The sequence below is a fragment of the Treponema sp. OMZ 305 genome, assembly GCF_024181325.1.
In the GTDB taxonomy this organism is placed as follows: Bacteria; Spirochaetota; Spirochaetia; order Treponematales; family Treponemataceae; genus Treponema.
This window is the reverse complement of the sequence record NZ_CP051300.1, coordinates 220,921-242,072: the sequence shown is the minus strand read 5'-3', so window position 1 is coordinate 242,072 and position 21,152 is coordinate 220,921. Positions and strand designations below refer to the sequence as shown.

Annotated in this window: 13 protein-coding genes; 11 read left to right on the top strand and 2 right to left on the bottom strand. The window is 46.1% G+C overall.

What is annotated here, in order from left to right; all coding sequences use genetic code 11:
• Positions 1 to 193: 193 nt before the first annotated feature.
• Complete coding sequence (locus ABK01_RS01080; RefSeq protein WP_253675904.1) at positions 194 to 1,858, top strand: formate--tetrahydrofolate ligase; 1,665 nt, start codon at positions 194 to 196, stop codon at positions 1,856 to 1,858.
• A 22-nt stretch (positions 1,859 to 1,880) separates the two neighbouring features.
• The gene (gene brnQ, locus ABK01_RS01075; RefSeq protein ID WP_253675903.1) at positions 1,881 to 3,221 is read left to right on the top strand and encodes a branched-chain amino acid transport system II carrier protein; all 1,341 of its coding nucleotides are present in this window, start codon (positions 1,881 to 1,883) and stop codon (positions 3,219 to 3,221) included.
• A 91-nt stretch (positions 3,222 to 3,312) separates the two neighbouring features.
• Here brnQ and ABK01_RS01070 read toward each other — a convergent pair whose 3' ends face one another.
• A complete protein-coding gene (locus ABK01_RS01070) occupies positions 3,313 to 3,855 on the bottom strand; it encodes a DUF4143 domain-containing protein (RefSeq protein ID WP_253675902.1) in 543 nt (180 codons plus the stop codon).
• Positions 3,856 to 4,020: 165 nt separating this feature from the next.
• On the bottom strand, positions 4,021 to 4,458 hold the full coding sequence (locus tag ABK01_RS01065) for an ATP-binding protein (RefSeq protein WP_253676573.1): 438 nt from the start codon (positions 4,456 to 4,458) through the stop codon (positions 4,021 to 4,023).
• 360 nt (positions 4,459 to 4,818) lie between these two features.
• On the opposite strand from ABK01_RS01065, the gene ABK01_RS01060 reads away from it, so the two are divergent.
• The 9 genes from ABK01_RS01060 to ABK01_RS01020 all read left to right on the top strand — a co-directional run bounded on the left by ABK01_RS01060 (position 4,819) and on the right by ABK01_RS01020 (position 21,105).
• On the top strand, positions 4,819 to 5,976 hold the full coding sequence (locus tag ABK01_RS01060) for a peptidoglycan DD-metalloendopeptidase family protein (protein ID WP_253675901.1): 1,158 nt from the start codon (positions 4,819 to 4,821) through the stop codon (positions 5,974 to 5,976).
• 129 nt (positions 5,977 to 6,105) lie between these two features.
• On the top strand, positions 6,106 to 10,173 hold the full coding sequence (locus ABK01_RS01055) for a FlgD immunoglobulin-like domain containing protein (RefSeq protein ID WP_253675900.1): 4,068 nt from the start codon (positions 6,106 to 6,108) through the stop codon (positions 10,171 to 10,173).
• 112 nt (positions 10,174 to 10,285) lie between these two features.
• The gene (coaE, locus tag ABK01_RS01050; RefSeq protein WP_253675899.1) at positions 10,286 to 10,918 is read left to right on the top strand and encodes a dephospho-CoA kinase; all 633 of its coding nucleotides are present in this window, start codon (positions 10,286 to 10,288) and stop codon (positions 10,916 to 10,918) included.
• 8 nt (positions 10,919 to 10,926) lie between these two features.
• Positions 10,927 to 11,775: an SPOR domain-containing protein gene (locus ABK01_RS01045; protein WP_212566494.1), complete on the top strand. Its 849-nt coding sequence runs from the start codon at positions 10,927 to 10,929 to the stop codon at positions 11,773 to 11,775.
• Between the two features lie 230 nt (positions 11,776 to 12,005).
• Positions 12,006 to 14,621 carry a hypothetical protein gene (locus ABK01_RS01040; protein WP_253675898.1) on the top strand — a complete coding sequence of 872 codons (2,616 nt, stop codon included), beginning with the start codon at positions 12,006 to 12,008 and terminating at the stop codon, positions 14,619 to 14,621.
• A 27-nt stretch (positions 14,622 to 14,648) separates the two neighbouring features.
• Entirely contained in the window at positions 14,649 to 16,274 is a 1,626-nt protein-coding gene (locus ABK01_RS01035; RefSeq protein ID WP_253675897.1) for a hypothetical protein, read from the top strand.
• 484 nt (positions 16,275 to 16,758) lie between these two features.
• A complete protein-coding gene (gene prs / locus ABK01_RS01030; RefSeq protein ID WP_253675896.1) occupies positions 16,759 to 18,036 on the top strand; it encodes a ribose-phosphate diphosphokinase in 1,278 nt (425 codons plus the stop codon).
• Between the two features lie 17 nt (positions 18,037 to 18,053).
• Positions 18,054 to 19,565 (top strand): cell envelope integrity protein CreD, encoded by a 1,512-nt coding sequence (creD, locus tag ABK01_RS01025; RefSeq protein WP_253675895.1) that lies wholly within the window; start codon positions 18,054 to 18,056, stop codon positions 19,563 to 19,565.
• 4 nt (positions 19,566 to 19,569) lie between these two features.
• On the top strand, positions 19,570 to 21,105 hold the full coding sequence (locus ABK01_RS01020; protein WP_253675894.1) for an FGGY-family carbohydrate kinase: 1,536 nt from the start codon (positions 19,570 to 19,572) through the stop codon (positions 21,103 to 21,105).
• Positions 21,106 to 21,152: the final 47 nt, after the last annotated feature.

Genomic DNA, 21,152 nt, shown 5'->3' with positions numbered 1-21,152 from the left:
TTTTCTAGTAGACAGGCAAACGCATTAGACAAAGTAAAATAAAAAGCGCAGAATAAGTGAGGCTATGAGACCATTTGAACTGCAAAGCGGTTCAACTCTGGTCGAATAGACTCTCTTATTCTGTGAGGAGTTTTAAAAGGAGTCTGATGCCTTTACCTTGTTTTTTTCATACGATTATTGTACACTCGCCCGCATGAAAACCGATATCCAGATAGCGCGCGAGACGCCGCTTAAACCGATACAAGAAATTGCAGCGGAACTGCATATAGATGCTTTCTCCGTAATTCCATACGGGTTTTATACGGCGAAAATCCCATATACAGCTATCATTCCGGTCCGGATAAAAGAGCATAAACTCATCCTCGTTACCTCTATGACGCCGACAAAAGCGGGAATTGGCAAGACGACGGTTTCCATCGGGCTTGCGCTCGGTTTGCAGAAAATCGGTAAAAATGCGGTATTGGCGCTGCGCGAGCCTTCGCTCGGTCCCTGCTTCGGGATGAAAGGCGGGGCGGCGGGCGGCGGTTATGCACAAGTGCTTCCGATGGAAGAAATCAATCTGCACTTTACCGGCGATTTCCACGCCATTACTTCCGCACACAATATGATCAGCGCGCTGCTGGATAACTATGTGTTTAGGACGCAACATACGCCGCAGGGTTTAAAAAAGGTGATTTGGAAACGGGTACTCGATGTGAACGATCGCGCGCTCCGTTCAATTGTTACCGGCCTCGGCGAAGGAAACGGCGTTCCTGCCGAATCGGGGTTTGACATAACCGCCGCTTCGGAGATTATGGCGATTTTATGCCTCGCTTCCGACATCGACGATTTACGCCGCCGCATAGAAAAGATTATACTCGGCTATCGGCCGGACAACACGCCGTTTACGGTTAAAGACCTCGGCGCCGCCGGAGCAATTACCGTACTGCTTAAAAATGCGATTAATCCGAATTTGGTACAGACCACCGAAAACACTCCCGCATTTGTACACGGCGGCCCGTTTGCAAATATTGCGCATGGCTGCAATTCCATTATCGCGACCAAAACAGCCCTTACCTACGGCGACTACGTTATTACCGAAGCGGGATTCGGAGCCGATTTAGGCGCTGAAAAATTCTTTGACATTAAATGCCGCAAGGCGGGGCTTGCGCCTGCTTTAACCGTACTGGTCGTTACCACCGGCGGGCTTAAATTACACGGCGGCGTTCCGGAATCGGAACTGTCTAAGCCCAATAAGGATGCGCTTACCCACGGGTTTAAGAATATGGATAGGCATGTTGAAAACCTGCGTAAATTCGGACAGACGGTATTGGTGGTGTTGAATAAATACGGCTACGATACGGAGGAAGAAATCGAATGTCTCCGCACTTATTGCCGAAATACCGGTGTGCCATTTGCCGTAAACAGCGCTTTTTCCGACGGAGGGGCGGGCGCGACGGATTTTGCCCGTACCGTTTCCGGTTTGATTGAAACCGAGCCGTCAAAGCCGCTTGTGTTTACCTATCAGGATAGCGACGGCATCAAAACAAAAATCGAAAAAATATGCAAACAAGTGTACGGTGCAAAAAATGTTACTTACTCTGCCGATGCGGAAAAAATGCTGAAGCGGATAAGTACATGGGGCGTCGATTCCTATCCGGTATGCATCGCAAAAACGCAGTATTCTTTTTCCGACGATCCTAAAAAACTCGGCGTTCCCGAACAGTTTGACATGACTGTCCGCGAAATTATTGTAAATAACGGCGCCGAAATGATTGTTGCGGTTATGGGCGACATGATGCGGATGCCGGGGCTGCCGAAAGAACCTCAAGCGCTCCGTATAGACCTTGTAAACGGTTATATCGACGGATTAGCGTAAATTATATATCAGGGGACATCCTATGAAGAAAGGCTTTAGAGACTGTATTATTGTCGGCTTTGCGCTCTTTGCAATGTTTTTCGGCGCCGGGAATCTTATTTTTCCGCCGCTGCTTGGGTTTATGACCGGCAGCAAATGGTTTATTACGTTTATCGCGTTCTCTATTACCGGTATTTGTATTCCGATTTTGGGCATTTTTGCAATGGGGAAAGCGGGCGGCGATGTACAGCACTTTGCCGGCAAGGTTCATCCTGTGTTTGCCAATGTGTTCGGTACCGTTATTATGCTGGGTATCGGTCCGCTGTTAGCGCTGCCGCGGACTGCCGCAACCACGTATGAAATTGGAGTGCTCCCTTTCAGCGCGTCGATAAGTCCCGTTGTCAGTTCTATCGTATTCTTTACTATTGTGTTGATCTTTTCTATTAAGCCGTCAAAGGTTATTGATACCATCGGTAAATATTTAACGCCGGTGCTTATCATCGTGCTTGCCGCTATCGTTATCCGTGCCTTTATCGCACCGCTCGGGCCGCTTGAGAATCCTCCTCCGCAGAACTTCTTTTTAAAAGGCTTTTTGGAAGGGTACCAGACGATGGATGCGCTGGCAGCTATGTTGTTTGCAACGATCATCATCAATAATATCAAAGAGCGTGGGTATTCCGACCGAAAATCGCTGTTAAAGATCAATCTTTCTGCCGGATTAATTGCTGCGGCAGGGCTGTTGCTGGTATACGGCGGCTTGCTCCATGCCGGCGCTTCGGCTTCGTTGGTGTTCCCTAAAGATATCAGCCGAACGGCGCTCCTCATCAATATTTGCGCGAGTTTATGGGGTAATGTCGGAACGGCTATTCTGTCGATTTCGATTGCCGTTGCTTGTATTACCACTGCAATCGGTTTGACGGCCACAGCCGGTCATTTTTTTAAAAAATTATTCCATAATAAGGTCTCTTATGAAGCGATTGTCATTGTCGTGTCGGTATTCAGCTGCTGGCTCGCCAACTATGGAGTAGAAAACATCATCCGTTATTCGGTACCGCTTCTGGAAGCGCTCTATCCCGTTTGCATCCTTCTAACGATTATGAATCTTTTGGATGATTATATTCCCAATCGCTATTATTACGTCGGCGGGACTGTCGGTACGCTCTTAGTGAGCTGTTTGCAGGCCTTTGCTTCAACTGAAGGTATTGTAAACGATTTCCTCAGACTGTTCGGCACAAAGCCTGTCTCATTCGCAGGCTTGGCTGCACTGTTGCAAAAGCTTCCGCTTTCAAGCATCGGGGTTGCGTGGCTTGTTCCGGCAATTATCGGTGCATTCTTGTTCGGGCTACTCGGCGGGAAAGGCACGGCGGCAAAACAGACTGCGTAACACCGTACAAAGAATTGAGCGATGCCCTAATAAAGTTTTATATAACAAAAAGGCTATGAACGATAGTTTTGGGGCATCCTCATTTCAGCTTCTATTTCTCTTTCGAACTGATTTTTTCCAGCATATATCGTTTTAATAAAAATGTGCAGAAATACGGGAATGTATAAAATTTACCGTTAAACCCAATGTTTTTTGTACAGAGTTTTATTCCGTAATGAATGTCTGCGTATTTTTCTTTTTCTATCAGATTTTTAAGAGAAATCGTAGCATTGTCGGTCGCCTTTACTTCTATCGGGACAAGGGATTCGGCATCGCGGATAAAAAAATCCATTTCAATTGTAGCTTTCTCATTCTTATAATAAAAGAGTTCATATCCCTGTTTTACCAGCATATCGCCAACAATGTTCTCAAAGATTGCGCCTTTGTATGTGTTGAAATTTTTGTTCTGCCGTAAATCTGTCTGCGCCTCTTCATCCATGGCTGCAATCAAAATTCCCGTGTCATGATAATAGATTTTATATTCCGTCGGTTCAGTGATAAAATTGATTTCTATAAAATGCTTATAGCTCTCTGCAAAGTGCTCTATAGATGAAGTTTTTCCGATCTGTCGTGCCCCTTTTATTATAAGCGGCATTCTGTTTGGATTCTGCTTCCACTGTATGAGAAAATCATCTACTTTACGGCGGAGTTTGTATTCCATGACTTCATATTATCATGTCTTATCACATTTTTCCATAATAACTCAGAATAAGCACATGGTAACCTCGAAATAAGTTTATACAGCAGGAATTGCCCTTCCTTAGTTCTTCAACATATTTTTTTTTGTTTCTTTATTATATAATTTTACGACTTTCCAATATCCGGATTTGTCAGACCCAACACGATATATAGTACCGTTTTCAACCAACGTCGCCAAAGCTCTTGTTACAGTTGCACGTGACATCCTGATTTTTTCTGCAATCTTTTCTTTTGATAAATTAGGATTTTCTGAGATCGCCTCGAGAACCATTTTTACCGGCTCATTTAATTCGAACATCACCATAATATCGTTAGGATGAGCTGTATATTCAGGTTCTGCAATTCCGTATTCTCTACAAAGTCTACAAATCTTTTCTACCCCACGCCCCCAGCTTTCTATAAAGCCGGCTCTAAAGAATGTGTTTGCAATATCGGGATTGTGTGGTAATGAACGGTGTTTCTGCATGAGAGTTTCAGCCGTCCAGCTGACTGGGAAAATGCAATCATTACTGATATAGAGTTTGTCTTTATAAACACTGATTTGAACTGGGACACCAACAGAAAAATCCTGATGAATAAGTAAACCTGTTCGGAAATCTCCGTTTCTGAACAGGTTACCTTAAAATGCGATGTTCTAAATCGTGCCATTTGTGCGATTTAGAACTCGTCGACCTATTCGAAAACGCAGTTATCGAATAGGTCGAGTGCATTGAAAACAGCTTCACGCACGGCGTCTTTAGGAAATGGAAAATGCTCAATTCTTGTAATGTTATCATAAGAGATTTCAACAGTCAGATATTTTGTATAAAGTAAGTCTATTACTCTGTCAGAATTTCGTTTTTTTGCCGATAGTGTAACTATGAATATTATCACGTATCATGCATCCGATATGGATACGGTGCAAAATGATTCCGTGTCGTTTGCTGTTCAGCTAAAGCGTAAAAATGAATATACAGGCGGGCAGGCTCGACAAGCGGCGGTAGCCGCCGATATGCGCTTTTTTTCCGATTTTCAGAGTACAAATATACCGTATACAAAGAAACGGGTCGCTTTTAATCATACTATTCCATTGATGCGTTTGAACCCTTTGCCTTTTTTGCTGATTTTCAGTATTCTGTATGCGGTGTTGGCGGTTCCGCTATTGCGCAGCGGCGCCGGTTCTTATCCCATTCGGACAATGAGCTTTAACGAAGAGCCTTCGTTAAGCCGCGCGATTCATTCGTATATTTTTCCGGAACAGGAAAATTTCGCCGATCAAGAAGCGGCGCCTGTTGCGGAGGGGTATGTTTCGACGGTAACGTTTAAAGATTATACGGTGAGGAAAGGCGATACCATCAGCGGTATCGCTTCCCGGGCAGGATTGCGGAATTTCGGAACGCTGCTATCGGTTAACAATATCGATAACGCGCGCCGGATTAGCGCCGGACAGGTGCTGCGTATACCTTCGACGGATGGTCTTTTGTACACGGTGAAAAAGAACGAAACCCTTGCAGGTATCGCAGCAGCTCATAAAGTAAGTGTTACGGCGTTACTTGATGCAAATGATTTAACGCAGGAAACTTTGGCAGTCGGGCAAAAGCTTTTTATCCCCGGCGCATCGCTTTCGTCTTTTGAGCTGCGAAAAGCGCTCGGCGAGCTGTTTATCTATCCGATACGGGGCAGGCTTACCTCACCGTTCGGGTACCGGAGCGACCCGTTTACGGGGGTACGAAGCTTCCATTCGGGCATTGACTTAGCTGCACCGACCGGAACTTCGGTAAAGGCAACGTTAGACGGAAAGGTCGCAGAAACGGGATTTAACCGCATTTTCGGCAACTATGTCATTATCACGCATGACCGAGGGTATCAGTCCCTTTACGGTCATTTATCTGCGATTTATGTAAAGCGGGGGCAGTATGTCACGCAAGGTGCGGTCGTGGGTGCGGTCGGTAATACGGGATACTCCACCGGCCCGCATCTGCATTTGTCTATTTATAAAAACGGGAGCTTGATTAATCCTTTCTCCGTTCTAAAATAGGCCGCTATACTGAATTGTGCAAAGCTGATAACAGATTCTGAGGTACATTTTTTATTAACGTATCACAGGGGATGTCTAAAAAACAAGCTTTTTAGAGATGCCCCACAGAATATATTTTAGGAGGATTGTGTGAAACGAATTGTATTCACTTTATGTGCATTATTGAGTGCATATACACTCTTATTTGCTTATAACCCGCCCGGAGGAGGAGAAGCTGCCAATACGTTCTTTTCTCCCGATTTGCTGGGCGGTCAAGCAAGCGCTACCGGCGGACCGTTCGGGGATGGAAATCCTGCCGAATCGGCAACGAACCCTGCCCTTCCTGCGTATGAGCAGCGAGTTATTTTTGACCTTTCGTATGCTGCCGTTGTCGGGTTTAATAAGAACACCGCAAACGATTTCGGATTAAAAGGCCATTTGGCAAACATCGATTTTTTATATCCGGCTCGATGGGGTGTTATCGCTACCGATGTTCACTTTTTTACTTCATCGTTTAATTCTCTGCAATGGGGTACAGCCGGTTCGATGCGGTTTTCGTATTCAAAGGATTTAACCGATAAGCTGGCGCTTGGTATCGGTCTATATGGTATTGTCGGCACCGATTGGGGCGTAGGAGCCGATATCGGTGTCCTTTATCGGTTCGGTGATCTCGGATTTGCGAAGGATTCAAAAGTCGGCGCTTCGATTACCGGAATGGGTAAGCCGTATAACGCCGGCAGGGGTGGTATAAAAGGCGCCGACAAAACGAGCGGTTTCCCCGGTATGGTTACTCCCCGCGTCGGTTTTGCGACCACCTTTATTTCGGTAAAGAACTTTAAGCTTGGTATGGCTTTTGATCTGTCTTTTCCGACATTCCAGAACCTTGTGTTTGACACCGGCCTTCACATGAAGTTTGCCGACATGGTTACCTTTAAAACCGGCTGGAGCTTCAATCTTGTCGAAACGCTGAATCACCGGCAAACCTATATTCCTTCTTTCGGGCTTGCCTGTTCGATTAAGCTCAATTCAAAAGATAAAAGCGAATCGAATGTATGGGAACAAAGCGATATTACTCCGCAGCTTGCCGCTAAGCCGTTATCGAATGATATCTGGGCGCTCGGCGCAGGCGTTAATGTAAAGGTCGGTAAGACCGATACCGCAGCTCCCGTCATCAGTGTCGATTATCCCGAAACAAAATATATTTCTCCCAATAGCGACGGTGTGCAAGATGTGCTGGAATTCCCGCTATCGATTACCGATCAGCGCTATGTGATGGCATGGGAATGTACTTTTGAAAACGAAAAAGGTGAAGTTGTCCGTACGATTGCGAATAAAGAAGCCCGCCCGCAGCTGAGCGGAAAGTCTTTCTGGAAACTCCTGACAAAGGCAAAATCCGGCGTTGAAGTACCGGAGACCCTGCGGTGGGACGGTATGCTCGACTCCGGTTCGGTTGCTCCCGACGGTACCTACTATTTTAGTCTTACGGCTTCCGATGATAATAACAACACGGCAAAAACGGAACGCTATGCCGTAGTGGTTGATAATACGCCACCGGTTATTACCGTGACGCCGCCTTCCGGACAAAATGCGTTGATTTTCAGCCCCGATGGGGATGGAAACAAGGATACGTTCCTTATCAAGCAGAGCGGTTCCGTTGAAGATAAATGGGTTGCAACCGTTACCGATGCGACTAACAAGGTTGTGCGCACAGCCGATACCGTAAATGCCGCTCCTGCCGACTTTGCATGGGACGGAAAGAACAATTCCGGTGAATTTATCCCCGACGGGATTTACACCTACAAAATCGCCGCTACCGATCGCGCAGGTAACAGCGCATCGCAATCGGTTCCCAATATCATCGTAGACACTATCAAACCGTCGGTCGGTATTTCGATTAGTACCAATGCCTTTTCTCCGAACGGGGACGGTGTAAAAGATACCATCACCCTATCGCCGGTAATTCCGATTCAAACCGGCTTACAGGAATGGAAAATCGATATCCAAAATGCAAAGGGAACGACGGTACACACGATAACCGAGAGCCGCGTTGCCGCAATCACATTTGACGGAAAAGATAGAAACGGAAAAGTTTTACCGGAAGGTGACTACAAAGCAACGCTCTCCGCACGGTATGTAAACGGATATGCTCCGAGTGAAACCTCTCCGGTATTCACCCTCAATGTTACTGCCCCTAAAGCAACGGTAACGGCATCGACCGCTATTTTCTCGCCGGACGGTGACGGAAAACTTGATACGGTTACCTTTACTCAGCAGGTAAGCGCCGGCGATAGCTGGACTGCAGAAATTTATGCGCTTGACGGCGCCGGTAATATGAACGGCAAGCCGGTACGCAGCTTTGCAATTACGAAGGATAACGCTGCAAGTTTTGCTTGGGACGGACGGAACAACTCCGGCGCTTTGCTTGCGGACGGAAAATACGCCTACCGCTTAGTAGGTAAAAACGATGCCGGCAATACCGGTTATTCCGCTCCCGTTTCGGTTGAGCTGAATACCGAAAAAGCCGATGTTATCTTGTCTGCAAATATGCTGGCATTCTCTCCGAATAAAGACGGCGTACAGGATACGATTGTATTCTCTCCCAAACTGAAATCGAATACCGCCGCGGCTTCCTATACTTTCGGAATCTACGATAAATCAGGCGTTGCCGTAAAAACACTTTCAGGAAACGGTACGCCTCCCGCTTCAATCAGCTGGGACGGTATCGCAGATGCCGGTGATGCAAAGGGACAGCTTTGTGAGGACGGTTCGTACTCCGCCGCTATCGATGTAACGCTCACAAACGGGCAAGCGGCAAAATCGACTATTCCCGAAATTATGCTTGATACGAAATATCCTGAGGTGGAAATTTCCGCGCCTTATTTGGTGTTCTCGACGGATGGCGCGGCAACACGTCCGAATTTACCCGTTGCACAAAAAGCTTCCGCAGAAACCCTGTGGACGGGCAGCATTACCGCGAGCGGTAATAGGGAAGTGCGGAACTTTACATGGGAAGGGAAAGCTATCGATTTTGTCTGGGACGGAACCGATGCTTCGGGAAATAAAGTTCCCGACGGAACCTACCGCTATACTATTTTTGCGCAGGATCCGGCAGGTAATAGGACAATCAAGTCTCTTGACAATATCGTGATTGACTCGCGAGTTCCTAAAGCGTATATCACTGCGGAACTGCCTGCATTCTCTCCCAATGGAGACGGCATAAAGGATACGCAAAACTTGACCGTTCATACGACACTGAAAGACGGGTTGGCTTCGTGGTCGGTTGTAATAAAGTCGGCGGATAACAGTGCTGCCGCTCCGGTAAAGACATGGTCATCGGAAAAAGGGAATGCGCTTGCTTCTTCCATTCAGTGGGATGGTAAATCCGATGCAGGCAGTGTTGCTTCCGGTACTTTTGTTGCAGAGCTTTCGCTGCGTTATACGAAAGGAGATGAGCTTTCGGTCAGCAGTGCGCCATTTGTTTCTTCGACAAAAGCTCCTGAACTCGGAGTTAAGATGCTTCCTAAGTATTTTAGCCCTGATAACGACGGTAACGAAGACGAGCTCTTTATTAACCTATCCGCAAAGTCGGATACGCAGTTAAAGCAGTGGTCGTTTGAAATCCGCGAACCGGAAGATACCGGCAATAAGCTATTCTGGAGTACCGGCGGAAAGAATAAGATAACCGAGCAGATTGTCTGGGATGGCCGTTCGTTAAAGGGCGAAACCGTACAATCGGCTACCGACTATCCGTATACCTTTACCGTAACCGATGAAGTCGGACAGACCTCCGTTGTTAAGGGGTATATCCCAATCGATGTACTGGTTATCCGCGATGGAGATAAGCTCAAAATTGCCGTTCCTTCTATTATCTTTAGAAAGAATGCCGCCGACTTTGAAGGACTCGAACAAAATGTCGTTGATCGGAATGTTAAGGTATTAACCCGTATTGCGCAAATCTTGAATAAGTTCCCCGAATACAAGGTTCAGGTTGAAGGACATGCGAACAACGTAAGCGGGACGGAACGTGAAGAAAGAGAAGACCTTATTCCGCTTTCGGGCGCACGCGCCGATGCTGTCCGCAGATTCCTGATCGAAAAAGGCGTATCCCGCAGTAGATTGTCGTCTGTCGGTATCGGCGGTACAAAGCCGATTGCGTCGCTTTCCGATAGGGATAACTGGTGGAAAAACCGCCGTGTTGAATTTATCTTGATTAAATAACAAAATAATGTTGAATACCGCCGGTTGAGGTACGATGTGCATTAACCGGCAATTTGAGAAATCCGCAGGCGGCGAAGCTGTTTGCGGATTTTTTTTAGCCAAAGGAGCAGAAATGATGCAGAAAATACTTAACCTTATCGGACTTGTAGGGCAGTCCTGTGCGGGGAAAAACATGGTTGCGGACTTCCTTGAAGAAAAAGGATATGCCGTTATCGATGCTGATAAGGTTGCACATACGGTTCTGCAGGAGCAATGCGAGGCGGTGATAGCACGTTTTTCCCCTCATGCTGCAAAGCGGGGTTTACAGCTGCGGACACAGGAGGGGGCATTGAACAGAAAGGCGTTGAGTGTCCTGCTTTTTTCGGAACCGGCGCTACTGGCGGAACACGAAGCTTTTATTCTCCCCAAAATTGAAGAGCGTATCCGCTTTCTTATCAAAGATGCTTTAACCGAATGCCCAAACAGGCCGATTGTTCTCAATGCGCCGACACTGCATAAAACCTCTTTAACCCCCGAATGCTCGTTTATTCTTTACATCAAAGCGCCGTTTTTTATCAGACTTATCCGGGGCAGAAAGCGCGATAATATCCCGCTCTGTCGGCTCATTGCCCGTTTTTTACAGCAAAAAGATTTCTTTGCTCAATACCTTTTGCAAAATGCCGATATTGTAAGCGTGGTAAACGCTCATTCCGTGCAGTCTTTACGGAAAAAAATCGAGCGCGTACTGCGCGAAAAGGGTTTTTGAGGGCAGCTATGGAACAAAAGAAAATTTTATGGGTTATCCTTTCGGTAAGCTTATTCGTATTGATTATTTTCGGTATTGCACTATTTTTATATTCACCGTCGCGAAATAGCGCAACGGCATTGGCCGGCGGGGAAACTGTTCCTTATGAAACGGCCGGTACTTCCGCCAATGTTGATCCTGACTTATGGGCACGAGACCCCGATAGGGTTGCCGGACTGGATAGAACCGCTCCCGCTGCTGCCGGAAACATTATCAATTTGAATAATCTGAATATCATTTCCACCGATGGGCAGAGCGACCAAACAAACGGGATTGACGTTTCCGATTTAACCGTGCAGGCGGGAACTGCCGACGTTTCCGGTCTTCCTAAAGAATTGGCGGAACAAATCGGTATTGATACCGCTCCGGAACAGCCGGAAGAACGCGCTGCCTCTACAAAGAAAGAAGAACCTCCTGCACAGTCGCCTAAAACATCTGAGGTGCAAGCCCCGTCGAAACCGGCAGTGGAAAAGAAGCCCTCTACGCAAGCGAGTGTTTCCGTTACCGTTAAACCTAAGGCGAAAACGTCGGCTAAACCTGCAAAGCCTGCTGTGCCGCAAGTTCAGACTCTTTATTGGGTTCAGACCGCTTCGCTTGCAAGCAGGATTAACGCCGAACGCGCACGGGATAAGCTTGCGGCGCAGCACATGAAAGTAGAGATTTTTACAAAAGAAACGTCGGCAGGCTTAACACACCGCGTAAGAGTCGGTCCCTTTACCAATAACACCGAGGCAAAATACTGGCTAAATAGCATCAAAAAAATTGAGGGCTTTGAAAAAAGCTATGTTACGGAAGAAAAGGTAAAGACGAATAGTTAAAAATCGAACTGGTTTTTTAGTGATAGCTTATAGAGTAAGCCGGAAAAGGGAGCCGTTGTTTTACCGGCTCCCTTTTTTTATATCAAAAGCGTGGGATATCGAAAGCGCTTCTTGTTTTTGCACGGATAACGTGATATATTCTATAGATACTGAATTATTTCGTTATCCAAAGCCAACGCAATTTTTGGTAGGGCTGTCCAAAAGCTGAAAGCCTATCTAAGGGGGAAAGGATGTCTTGTCATAAATATAGCAAATATTTCGTATATATCGGTATGCTTATCGCTTTGGTTTTTACTGCTTCCTGTAATTTGCAGCCTTTTTCAAGCATTAGAGTAAAAGCAAGTCCTAAGGTTTATTTGCCGTTGGGGGCGGAGGAAATTACAGTAAGTGATATAGATAAACAACTGAGAGATATTATAGCTTCAAACGGAGATTCGTCTTCCGGTACAAAGGCGCGTATATTTCGTTATACTCCGTCCGATGCAACAGGTGAAGATAAAAATCAGTTGCGTTATTTAATTCACTATCCTATCAAATCTTTAGACTTTGATCTAAGCAATTATTTCGGAGAAAATGCGGTTTCAAGCGACACGGGACTTTCATACAAGGTAGATGAGAAGATTTCCATTCCTACTTTGGACACCACCCAAGTGTGTACCATAGCGGAGCCTGATGTGATTAATACTAAATTACTGGAGGCTTTTAACAATGCTGATTCGTCGACGCTGCCATCGATAAATATTCCGGCTGGCACATCGAGCGAAACTTCGATACCTGTAAATATTCCTATTAACTTTGAAGGCTTTGAAGAACTTACGTTCGAGTACGATGCTTATTTAACACTGTCGGCAGAGCTTCCCACTGGTATGACGTGTTCATTTTCCGATGCAAAACTTACCAGTAACGGCAATACATTTGACGGACATAGCCCTTACGGTTCCTCAAATGTGGTAAAATTTTATCTTGGTGGTAGGTCGATAGGCAACTCGCTAACCCTTACAGGGATGATGACTCTGCACGACAGCACATCGTCGGGCGGCACGGTTACGTTCAAGCGTACCCTTGAAGGAACGATACAAGAAGTGAAAGGCGTAAACGCCCATCTTGAACATCTTACGCCGGGCAGCGCTCAAACTGTTGAATTGCCGCTGCCGGATGATTTTAAAAAAGCCGTTATCGGAGAAGGAACTCTGCAGTTTGCATTCCGACAGCCTGAGGGGTGGAGCGGGATAGAAATAAAAGAGAAAACAAAAATAGCACAGGCGGAAAAAGACGGTGTGCAGGGGCTGAATATTAATCCGTCAGAATTTCGTACCTTAGGAGAACCGATTAAGCTTGCCGGTTTGACGCTCAATGATTCAAAAACGCTGACGTATACGCCGGAGCTTGAGGTAACATTAAAGAATGCAACGTACCGCAAACCATCCCAATCGCTGACTACCGAATTCAGCTTTTCCATCCGGAAGTTTACCGAACTTACTTTGAAAAATAGAGATACGTTTGTAATAGCAAAAACCGAACCTATTCCCGAAGCCATGAAAAAATGGATTAATAAGATAGAGTTTAAAGAAGTGAGTGCAACGGTAACGATGGACAACGGATTGCCGGAAGGGAATCCTATAAAGCTGACGCTTTCGTCAATTGCGCTTAATATATCGTCGCAATCACAAGACTTCCCCTCCCAAAAATCAACGGACCGCACCTACACAAGTATTGCAGATTGGATGTTGGATGTGGAACATACGGCTAATCTTGATTTGAATGCTGCAGTGGAACTTCCCAATTATAACGATAGTGATAAGACGTTTACTTTACAAAATATTTCTACCGGTACGGACATAAAAGTTTCTGTAAAAACAAAGTTTACTCTTGATTGGAAAAAAATTACGTTGAAAGCGCAAAACGGTCAGTCGTTTTCTTATCCTCAGGGGGACAATAGCTTTATTGATCTCTCTGCCCTTTCAAACTTGAAGAAAGTGCATCTGAAAATGCCTGATGTACCGGTATATGTATATGCGGGCACTGCCTCCGGTTTATTGGCTGATAAGTCGATAAAAATAGGGCTGTCTGCGCGCTATACAGAAGAAGGTAGTAGCACTCCCCAGTCGATGACGTTCTGCAGTGAAACTGACTGCACATTACACAACTTTCCTGCCGATAAGTTCGTTGATACTAAAAAAGAATATACGGAGACGATTCCTTCCTACAGTTTCGCTATAAAACGTGGAGTTACCGATAGTACGCTCGCGGATATCTTGAATAAATACCCGACTGGTATACAGCTTGCGTATACATTGACTATGGACAAAATGGACGTGGAGCGCGCAACCTATGACGATATAATAAAAAACGGAGAAAAGGCCGAAATAAAGCTCGATGTGCTTTTAGATGTTCCGGTCGGTTTTACAATCGATACGCCCGACCCAATATCGCTTATGCCGTTTATGAAAAAAATAGGCGAAAGGGATCTCTTAAATAGAACAAGTGCAAACGATAAATTGCTTAACGAACAAATTATGGATGCATTGCAGTCGATACGGTTGAATGCAAATATTCGAAATGACTCGGGGTTCCAACCGTCTATTATATTTCGAGCGAAGACGGAGAATGGCTCTGTGCTCATGGAAAAAGAACTGTCGTCGGCTACCGGAGAAGGGGAATTATTACAATTCACTAAAGATGACTGGGATACGCTCCAGAATACATATCCCGTATATCCTGAAATTCTTCTTCAATTTCCGGCAGATAAACAACGCACTGTTAAGATTAATAAGGATTTTGCCGTGTCCGCATCGTTCACTGTCTTAGCCGAAACGGATATCGATTATTCGATGAAAGTGAACTAATTACCGGAGCATTCTGAGGAAAATAAAATGAAAAAAAAATATCTTATTGTATTATGTATCGTAATAGGCATTGTTACAGCGTTTGGACAGGATGCGACAAGTGCTGCTACCGATTCAGAAATATTGACTGAACAAGGAGCAATGCCCGGCGGCGTCAAAGCCGACGAAGCAACGGCACAACCTTCTCGAGAAAACGAGGCGGCTATGCCCGAAAACGAAATACCCGCTGCCGTTTCTGCGGATGATAACAGCAGTGCCGCCCAGTCTCCTGCGGCATCTTCCGAAAATGCTCCTGCCGAGCCTGCTGCCCATGCAGATATCGGAGTGACTGAATCCCCTGCTTTGTCGGTGCCAAACGCAAATACTAACAACAAGCCTTCTGCTGCCGCTGAGACGGTAATTGTTCCTGAACAGGGCAACAAGGCTCAGGAGCAGAAGGAGGTATCCCAGCCGGTTGAAATGAATGAGCCGACACAGCGGACTAAGAAGGCTCGTCCGTTTTCTCTGCATACGGGATTTGTTGTTTCAGGCGCTGTCGCCAATAATATAGTCTCTGTGTTGGATTTTTTTCAACCGGAGTTGCTTATCGACTTTAATCAGCTTTCAAGGGATACGATAAAATCGGGAGTCCATGCCGGAGCAATCTTTAATGTTGATACATTTTTCCGATTTACTGTGCTGGAAAAACATACGGTAAAGTTTTCTATTACTGCTAATGGGGATGTATGGGGAAATTTGCCGAAGAGTTTGCTTGACCTTGTGGCAAATGGCAATCCGGCAACTGCAACCGGTGAAACGATTAAAGGTACTTTAAATGCAAAGATTAATGCATTTGTTGATGCAGGGATAATGTATCAGTTTAATAATCCTTCTTACGGTTTTTCGGCACGGGTCGCATATTTTGCTCCTGTCGCATATATGGAAAATCCCAGCGGAACATATAGTCTGTCTCCGCATACGACGACGGGCGGTGTAGTTGATGGAATCACGCTAAAAGCTGAAGGCAAGGCAGATATTTATGGGTGTCTACCGGATTATTTAGCAAATAGAAATTTTTCTATCCTTGATATCTTAAAAAATGGCGGCGTTGATTTAAGTTTAACCGGTGTATTCCGCCCAACAGGGTGGGTCACGATTACGGGCGGTATCGACTACTTACCGATTATGCCAATAGTAACGAATAAAGGAATGAGTGCATTATTTAATTATGATGATTCTGTGACTAATCTTTTAGACAATATTGCCAGCGGAGACTTTTCCTTTTTTAAGTCGCCAATAACAAAGAGTATCTCCGGTACCTTGAATGAAAAAAAAATTATGCGTCCGTGTAAAATTCAAATCGGAGCGGATTTTAGGCCGTTTCAAAATGACTATTTGATCTTATCGCCGTCTTTTGCCTTTCCGGTTATCAATGCAAAGCCGTATTATGTGGATGGTGGGCTTAAAATTGAAAGTCGTTTCGCAAAAGTGCTTGGGGTCTATTTGGATACCGGATGTATCGAGCGGGTGTGGCGGCATGAACTTTGTCTCTTTATTGCTTCGCGAGGTTTCACGTTTAACCTCGCTGCATCGGTTGCGTCGCAGGATTTTAGGCGTACATTCACAACGCTGTCCGGTGTCGGGATAAAATTCGGTGCTGGTATCGGTTTCTAGGATATCCTTTTGAAAATATATGGCACATCTACTGCGTTGCTACACAAAAATAAATGCTCAACGTATCAAAGATACGCCTGCGCTTTATTTTTGTTCGCGCCTTGTATCTGTACCATCTATTTTCAAAAGGCTAACGGCAAAAATATGCGGCGCATCTACGTTTTCAAAAGGCTAACGGAAAGCTATATCCGTGTGTGTCCTGATGCGTTTGCTTTCCTTCTGTGCGAAATTTTGCTTAAAATTTCGCGCATTTTTCCCATCAAGCGGGCAAATGTATCAGACAGAGAAGATACAAATCGCAGAAGCACAGAGGCTGTGAGACCATTTGAGCCGCAAAGCGGCGAAACTCTGGTTGAACAGCCTCTGTACTTCTGCGGGGCTGTGTAAAATAAGGTCTGATGCTTTATCCTGCCGATACCGATTGAATTTTTTTGTGAAATATGTAAACTAGTGCTCAAGTTTATTCCGACATGAGGGGGCGGGTATGATGTACTCCAGTTCTGCGAATTTGGCAATTCTGGCGTGTCCTGGCGGCGAACACTTTGCCGATGCTGTAATTCAACATTTAAAACATATTTATGTAGAAAAACTGAATAGAAAAATAGATAAGTTAATAAAACGGTATAATTTACAAAAAGAAAACCTTATCCGAGACCTCAATTTTTATAACGACCTTATTTCTTCCGGTTTACATGAAAATAACGAGATTGAGAAAATCCGTATCCCTCGCTTTAAAGTGAATGCCCGTTTTACCTATTTTATGAACGGCGAATTTAAGACGGAAATACTGGAATGTATTCGTGGGAAGAATGTCTGTATTTTTCAGGATGTTGAAAACCATTATCCGCTTTGGGTGAACGAAGGTAAGAACCAACACGTTTTTTCGGTTAATGATCATCTTATGTCGATGATGGTAACCATCGATGCCGTTCGGTATGCCGGAGCCGCGCATATTACCCTTGTGGTGCCTGTGTATCCGTATAGCCGTCAGCATAAAAAGAAGGGACGCGAAGGATTAACCGCCAGTATGCTGGGACATTTTTACGAAACGCTCGGGGTCGACCAAATTATTACGTTGGATATCCATTCCCGCGAGATTGAAAATTCCTTCCATACTGCCCGTATCGAAAATCTCCATGCAAGTTATCAGATTATTCGAGAGTTGATAAAAATTGAAAACCTTGCAGATCCGAATGCAGAGCTTGTTATTGTTGCTCCGGATAGTGGGGCGGTAGACCGGAATAAATTCTATTCCAGCGGCCTAAAAAAACCGCTTGCGATGATTTACAAAGAGCGCGATTATTCCGTCGTTACACAGAATGCAAAGCAATCCAATATTGTAAATATCAATCTACTAGGCGATGTAAACGGCAAAACTGCTTTCCTTGCCGATGATATGCTCGGCACAGGCGGTACGCTGTTAAAGGCAATGGAGTTCCTCAAAAGCAAGGGTGCAAAAAAAGTTATTGCGGCTGTGAGTTTACCGTTTTTTACCGGCGATGCAATCCAGCTTTTTGATGAAGCATATAAAAAAGGACATTTCTATCGTATCATCGGTACTAATGCAGTATACCACGAAGAGTTGCTCAAGAAAGAATGGTATATTTCGACTGATGTTTCAAGATTGTTTGCACAGGCTATTTCGCGCTTGCACCATAATCAGTCTTTGAGCGGACTGCTGGATAATAGAGATATTATCGAACGGATATTGCATACAGCGGATTCGAATGCACAGCATAAGGCGGAAAATAAACAAGAGTAAGTAAAGCTGGAATTTATATGGAAATAAAACAATCAACGGATATGCCTGCTTTGCCGAAAAAATCATTATTTTCTCATCAAGCGGCGTGGATAAAGCCTGTTATCATCTTTATTATGATGCTGATACTGCTTATCCCGCTGGCATTTATCCGTTCGCTTGTCAACGATCGGGAAGAGTACCGGCGGACTGCCGAAGCGTCTATCATGGAGCCGGCGGGAGGTGAGCCTGTTATTGAAGGGCTTGTTCTTGCCGTGCCGTATGATGAATTGATCGAATATACGGATGATTCGGGAAAGGTTGTTCAAAAAGGGAAAAAGCAAGACTATATTCTCACCGTACCGGAAACATATAATCTGGTAACGCAGATTAATCCCTATCATCTTTCGCGGGGCATATTTACCGTGCCTATTTTTAACGGAGATTTGGCGATTAAAGCTTCGTTTTCCGGCTTTCAATTCAGTCAATTCAATATCGCGGAAAAAAACATCCGCTATAAGGATGCGGTGTTGATTCTTGGCATAAAAGATAAAAAGACCTTAACCGCCTACCCCGCGCTCCGCGTAAACGGTATGCCGCTTATTGAAGCGCTGACGGCTCCTGCAGGAGCCTCGCCGTTTCGCAATGCCGTTTATTACATGATGCCGGAAGATACCGTGCGTTCCGGCTTTTCGATAGAGGGTTCCGTTTCCATTCAAGGGGGTAAAAGCCTGTGTATCGTACCGCTTGCTGCGGACAACAGTTTTGCGGTGCAGTCGACGTGGCCTGCGCCCAGTTTTTCGGGAGGGTGGCTGCCGAAGAACCGTACGCTTGACGATTCGGGCTTTTCCGCCGATTGGCATATTTCCGGTTTAAGTACGGCATTTCCCCGCAGCTGGAAAGCACAGGATTTCGACATAGCTGAAGATACGGATGTGTACGATGAATATGGCGGTTATGCGGCAAAAGCGGTGGCGGAGCCCCGAAGCTCGCCCGAAACGGTAAAGATCGGTTTTATTACTCCCGTTAACCATTATTCGCAGGTAAAGCGGTGCATTACGTATGCGCTCCTTTTTTTGGCAGTGCCGTTTTTAGCGATATTTTTATGCGAATTGTGGAGTGCGGTACGGATTCATCCCATCCAATATTTTCTTATCGGGATTGCTGACGTTTTATTTTACTTGCTGTTATTGTCTTTTTCCGAACATATTTCGTTTAGCCTTAGCTATTTGATTGCTACGGCAGGTGTGTGTACCGTTGTCGGGTTTTATACTGCTGCAATTTTTAAGCGGATACGTTGGGGTATTCTTTTAACGGCGGTACAAGCGATATCGTATTTGTTGCTGTTCGGTATTTTGCAATCGGAAGATTATGCGCTGCTTATCGGCAGCATCGGTATATTCTGCGTTGTTGCGCTGCTGATGTTCCTTACGCGGCGGGTTGATTGGTATAGTACCCGTTTTATCTCCGTGCATACCCATTCGGAGGGTGCCGATGGCGATATAACCCGTATGCTTACAAACGACGAGTCTTTCTCCGGCGGCGCTCAATAGGTTCATGCAAAGCGGTATTTTTTGTGCCGATATCGGTACGTCGTCGCTAAAGGCGGCGGTTATTACCGAAGACGGAACGGTACTTAAGTTTATACGGTTGCTGTTTCCGCAGCCTGTTCACGCGGTTGACTGGGTTCAAACCTTTTTTACCGCATGGAGCAGCTTACCGGCTGATTATGTGATAGACGCAATTTGTATTTCGGGGAACGGCCCTTCACTTGTCGCCGTACCCCAAAACCGCCGTGCGCCGGAAGCAAGCATCAACGCTGCCGGACGCATACCGAAGAGTCATATCAACGCCGCATCTCCTCGGTCTGCCGTATCTTTATCCTCCGCTGTTTCTCCCGATGATGTTGTTAACGGTATTCTTGATGCGGCTAAAGGCGATACCCTGTTTTTATGGAATGAGCCGGTACCGCAAGGGCTTACCGTACTGGCGCCGCAGGGGATGCCCATACGAGCGTCGCAGGAGGATACCGTGTCAGGGCGACAGGGGGCTGCCGTACCGGCGCCGCAGAGTGTTGCCATACGAGCGCCGCAAGATGGAACCGCAGCGATCCCGCCGGTAGGAGCCTCTCTTTTTTTGCCGCGGATTGCGGCGTTCCGTGCAAAGTACCCCGATGTATTTAATAGCGCTGCCCAGCTTTTTTCCGGGCCGGAATATGTTTCTTATCTTTTAACCGGGGCGGCGGTAACCAGTCTCCCCGATCCGCGCTACGAGGCGGCGTATTGGAGCAAAGACGAGCTTTTCCGGTTTGCAGAAGCACTGCATATCAATACGGAAAGACTGGCCGGTTTGTTGCCGCCGTTTGCAGCCGCCGGTACGGTGATGGGACGCTTTTGTGGTATTCCGGTTATTGCAGGAGTACCGGATTTTATCGCGGCGCTTATCGGGACGGGAACGCTGACAGCTGGCACCGCCTGCGACCGTGCAGGTTCAAGTGAGGGCATTAACGTTTGCATTTTGCAGCCGCGCCGCGCCGAAAAAACACTGCTGCTGCCGTCGGTTATGCCCGATTTGTGGAATCTTTCATCCGTTATTCCGTCATCCGGCGCAGCGTTTTCCGATTTTTTAATAGCGCACGGCTTACGCGGCAACGATTATATCGCTGCGATGGAACGGATTGCCGCGGAATCGTTTATTGCATCGGGCACATATCCCGCAACCTTTGCGGGACAGGGGCGCGCGTTTGTAGAGGCCCTTGCTTTCCGTATTCGGCACGGCTGTGATTTACTGGAACAGGCTTCCGGTTTTCATCCTGTGTATACGCTCTCCGGTGGGCAGGCGCACAATGCTATCTGGTGTCAAATGAAAGCAGATATGACCGGCAGAACTTTCGCGCTTCCCGCTTTTGCCGACGGAGAATTGATCGGTGATGCGGCGCTGGCTCTCTACGGGCTTGGTAAAGGCAAGGCTAGGGGAGAAAACCTTGTCTCCATCGTGCAACGGCTTATCCGCATCAAACGCTACTATGAACCGGAACCGGCCGCTGCTCATCGGTATACGGAAAAGTATTTGTTGCATTCTGAAACGGCATAATGCTATCGGCTTCAAAAATGAAACCGCAGCCGGTTTTAGCAGCCATT

What these genes read in the sequence shown, in the direction of transcription:
- ABK01_RS01080 (WP_253675904.1), top strand. Translation starts at nt 194, where the DNA reads ATGAAAACCGATATCCAGATAGCGCGCGAGACGCCGCTTAAACCGATA.
- brnQ (WP_253675903.1), top strand. Translation starts at nt 1,881, where the DNA reads ATGAAGAAAGGCTTTAGAGACTGTATTATTGTCGGCTTTGCGCTCTTT.
- ABK01_RS01070 (WP_253675902.1), bottom strand. Translation starts at nt 3,855, where the DNA reads ATGCCGCTTATAATAAAAGGGGCACGACAGATCGGAAAAACTTCATCT.
- ABK01_RS01060 (WP_253675901.1), top strand. Translation starts at nt 4,819, where the DNA reads ATGAATATTATCACGTATCATGCATCCGATATGGATACGGTGCAAAAT.
- coaE (WP_253675899.1), top strand. Translation starts at nt 10,286, where the DNA reads ATGATGCAGAAAATACTTAACCTTATCGGACTTGTAGGGCAGTCCTGT.
- ABK01_RS01045 (WP_212566494.1), top strand. Translation starts at nt 10,927, where the DNA reads ATGGAACAAAAGAAAATTTTATGGGTTATCCTTTCGGTAAGCTTATTC.
- ABK01_RS01040 (WP_253675898.1), top strand. Translation starts at nt 12,006, where the DNA reads ATGTCTTGTCATAAATATAGCAAATATTTCGTATATATCGGTATGCTT.
- ABK01_RS01035 (WP_253675897.1), top strand. Translation starts at nt 14,649, where the DNA reads ATGAAAAAAAAATATCTTATTGTATTATGTATCGTAATAGGCATTGTT.
- prs (WP_253675896.1), top strand. Translation starts at nt 16,759, where the DNA reads ATGATGTACTCCAGTTCTGCGAATTTGGCAATTCTGGCGTGTCCTGGC.
- creD (WP_253675895.1), top strand. Translation starts at nt 18,054, where the DNA reads ATGGAAATAAAACAATCAACGGATATGCCTGCTTTGCCGAAAAAATCA.
- ABK01_RS01020 (WP_253675894.1), top strand. Translation starts at nt 19,570, where the DNA reads ATGCAAAGCGGTATTTTTTGTGCCGATATCGGTACGTCGTCGCTAAAG.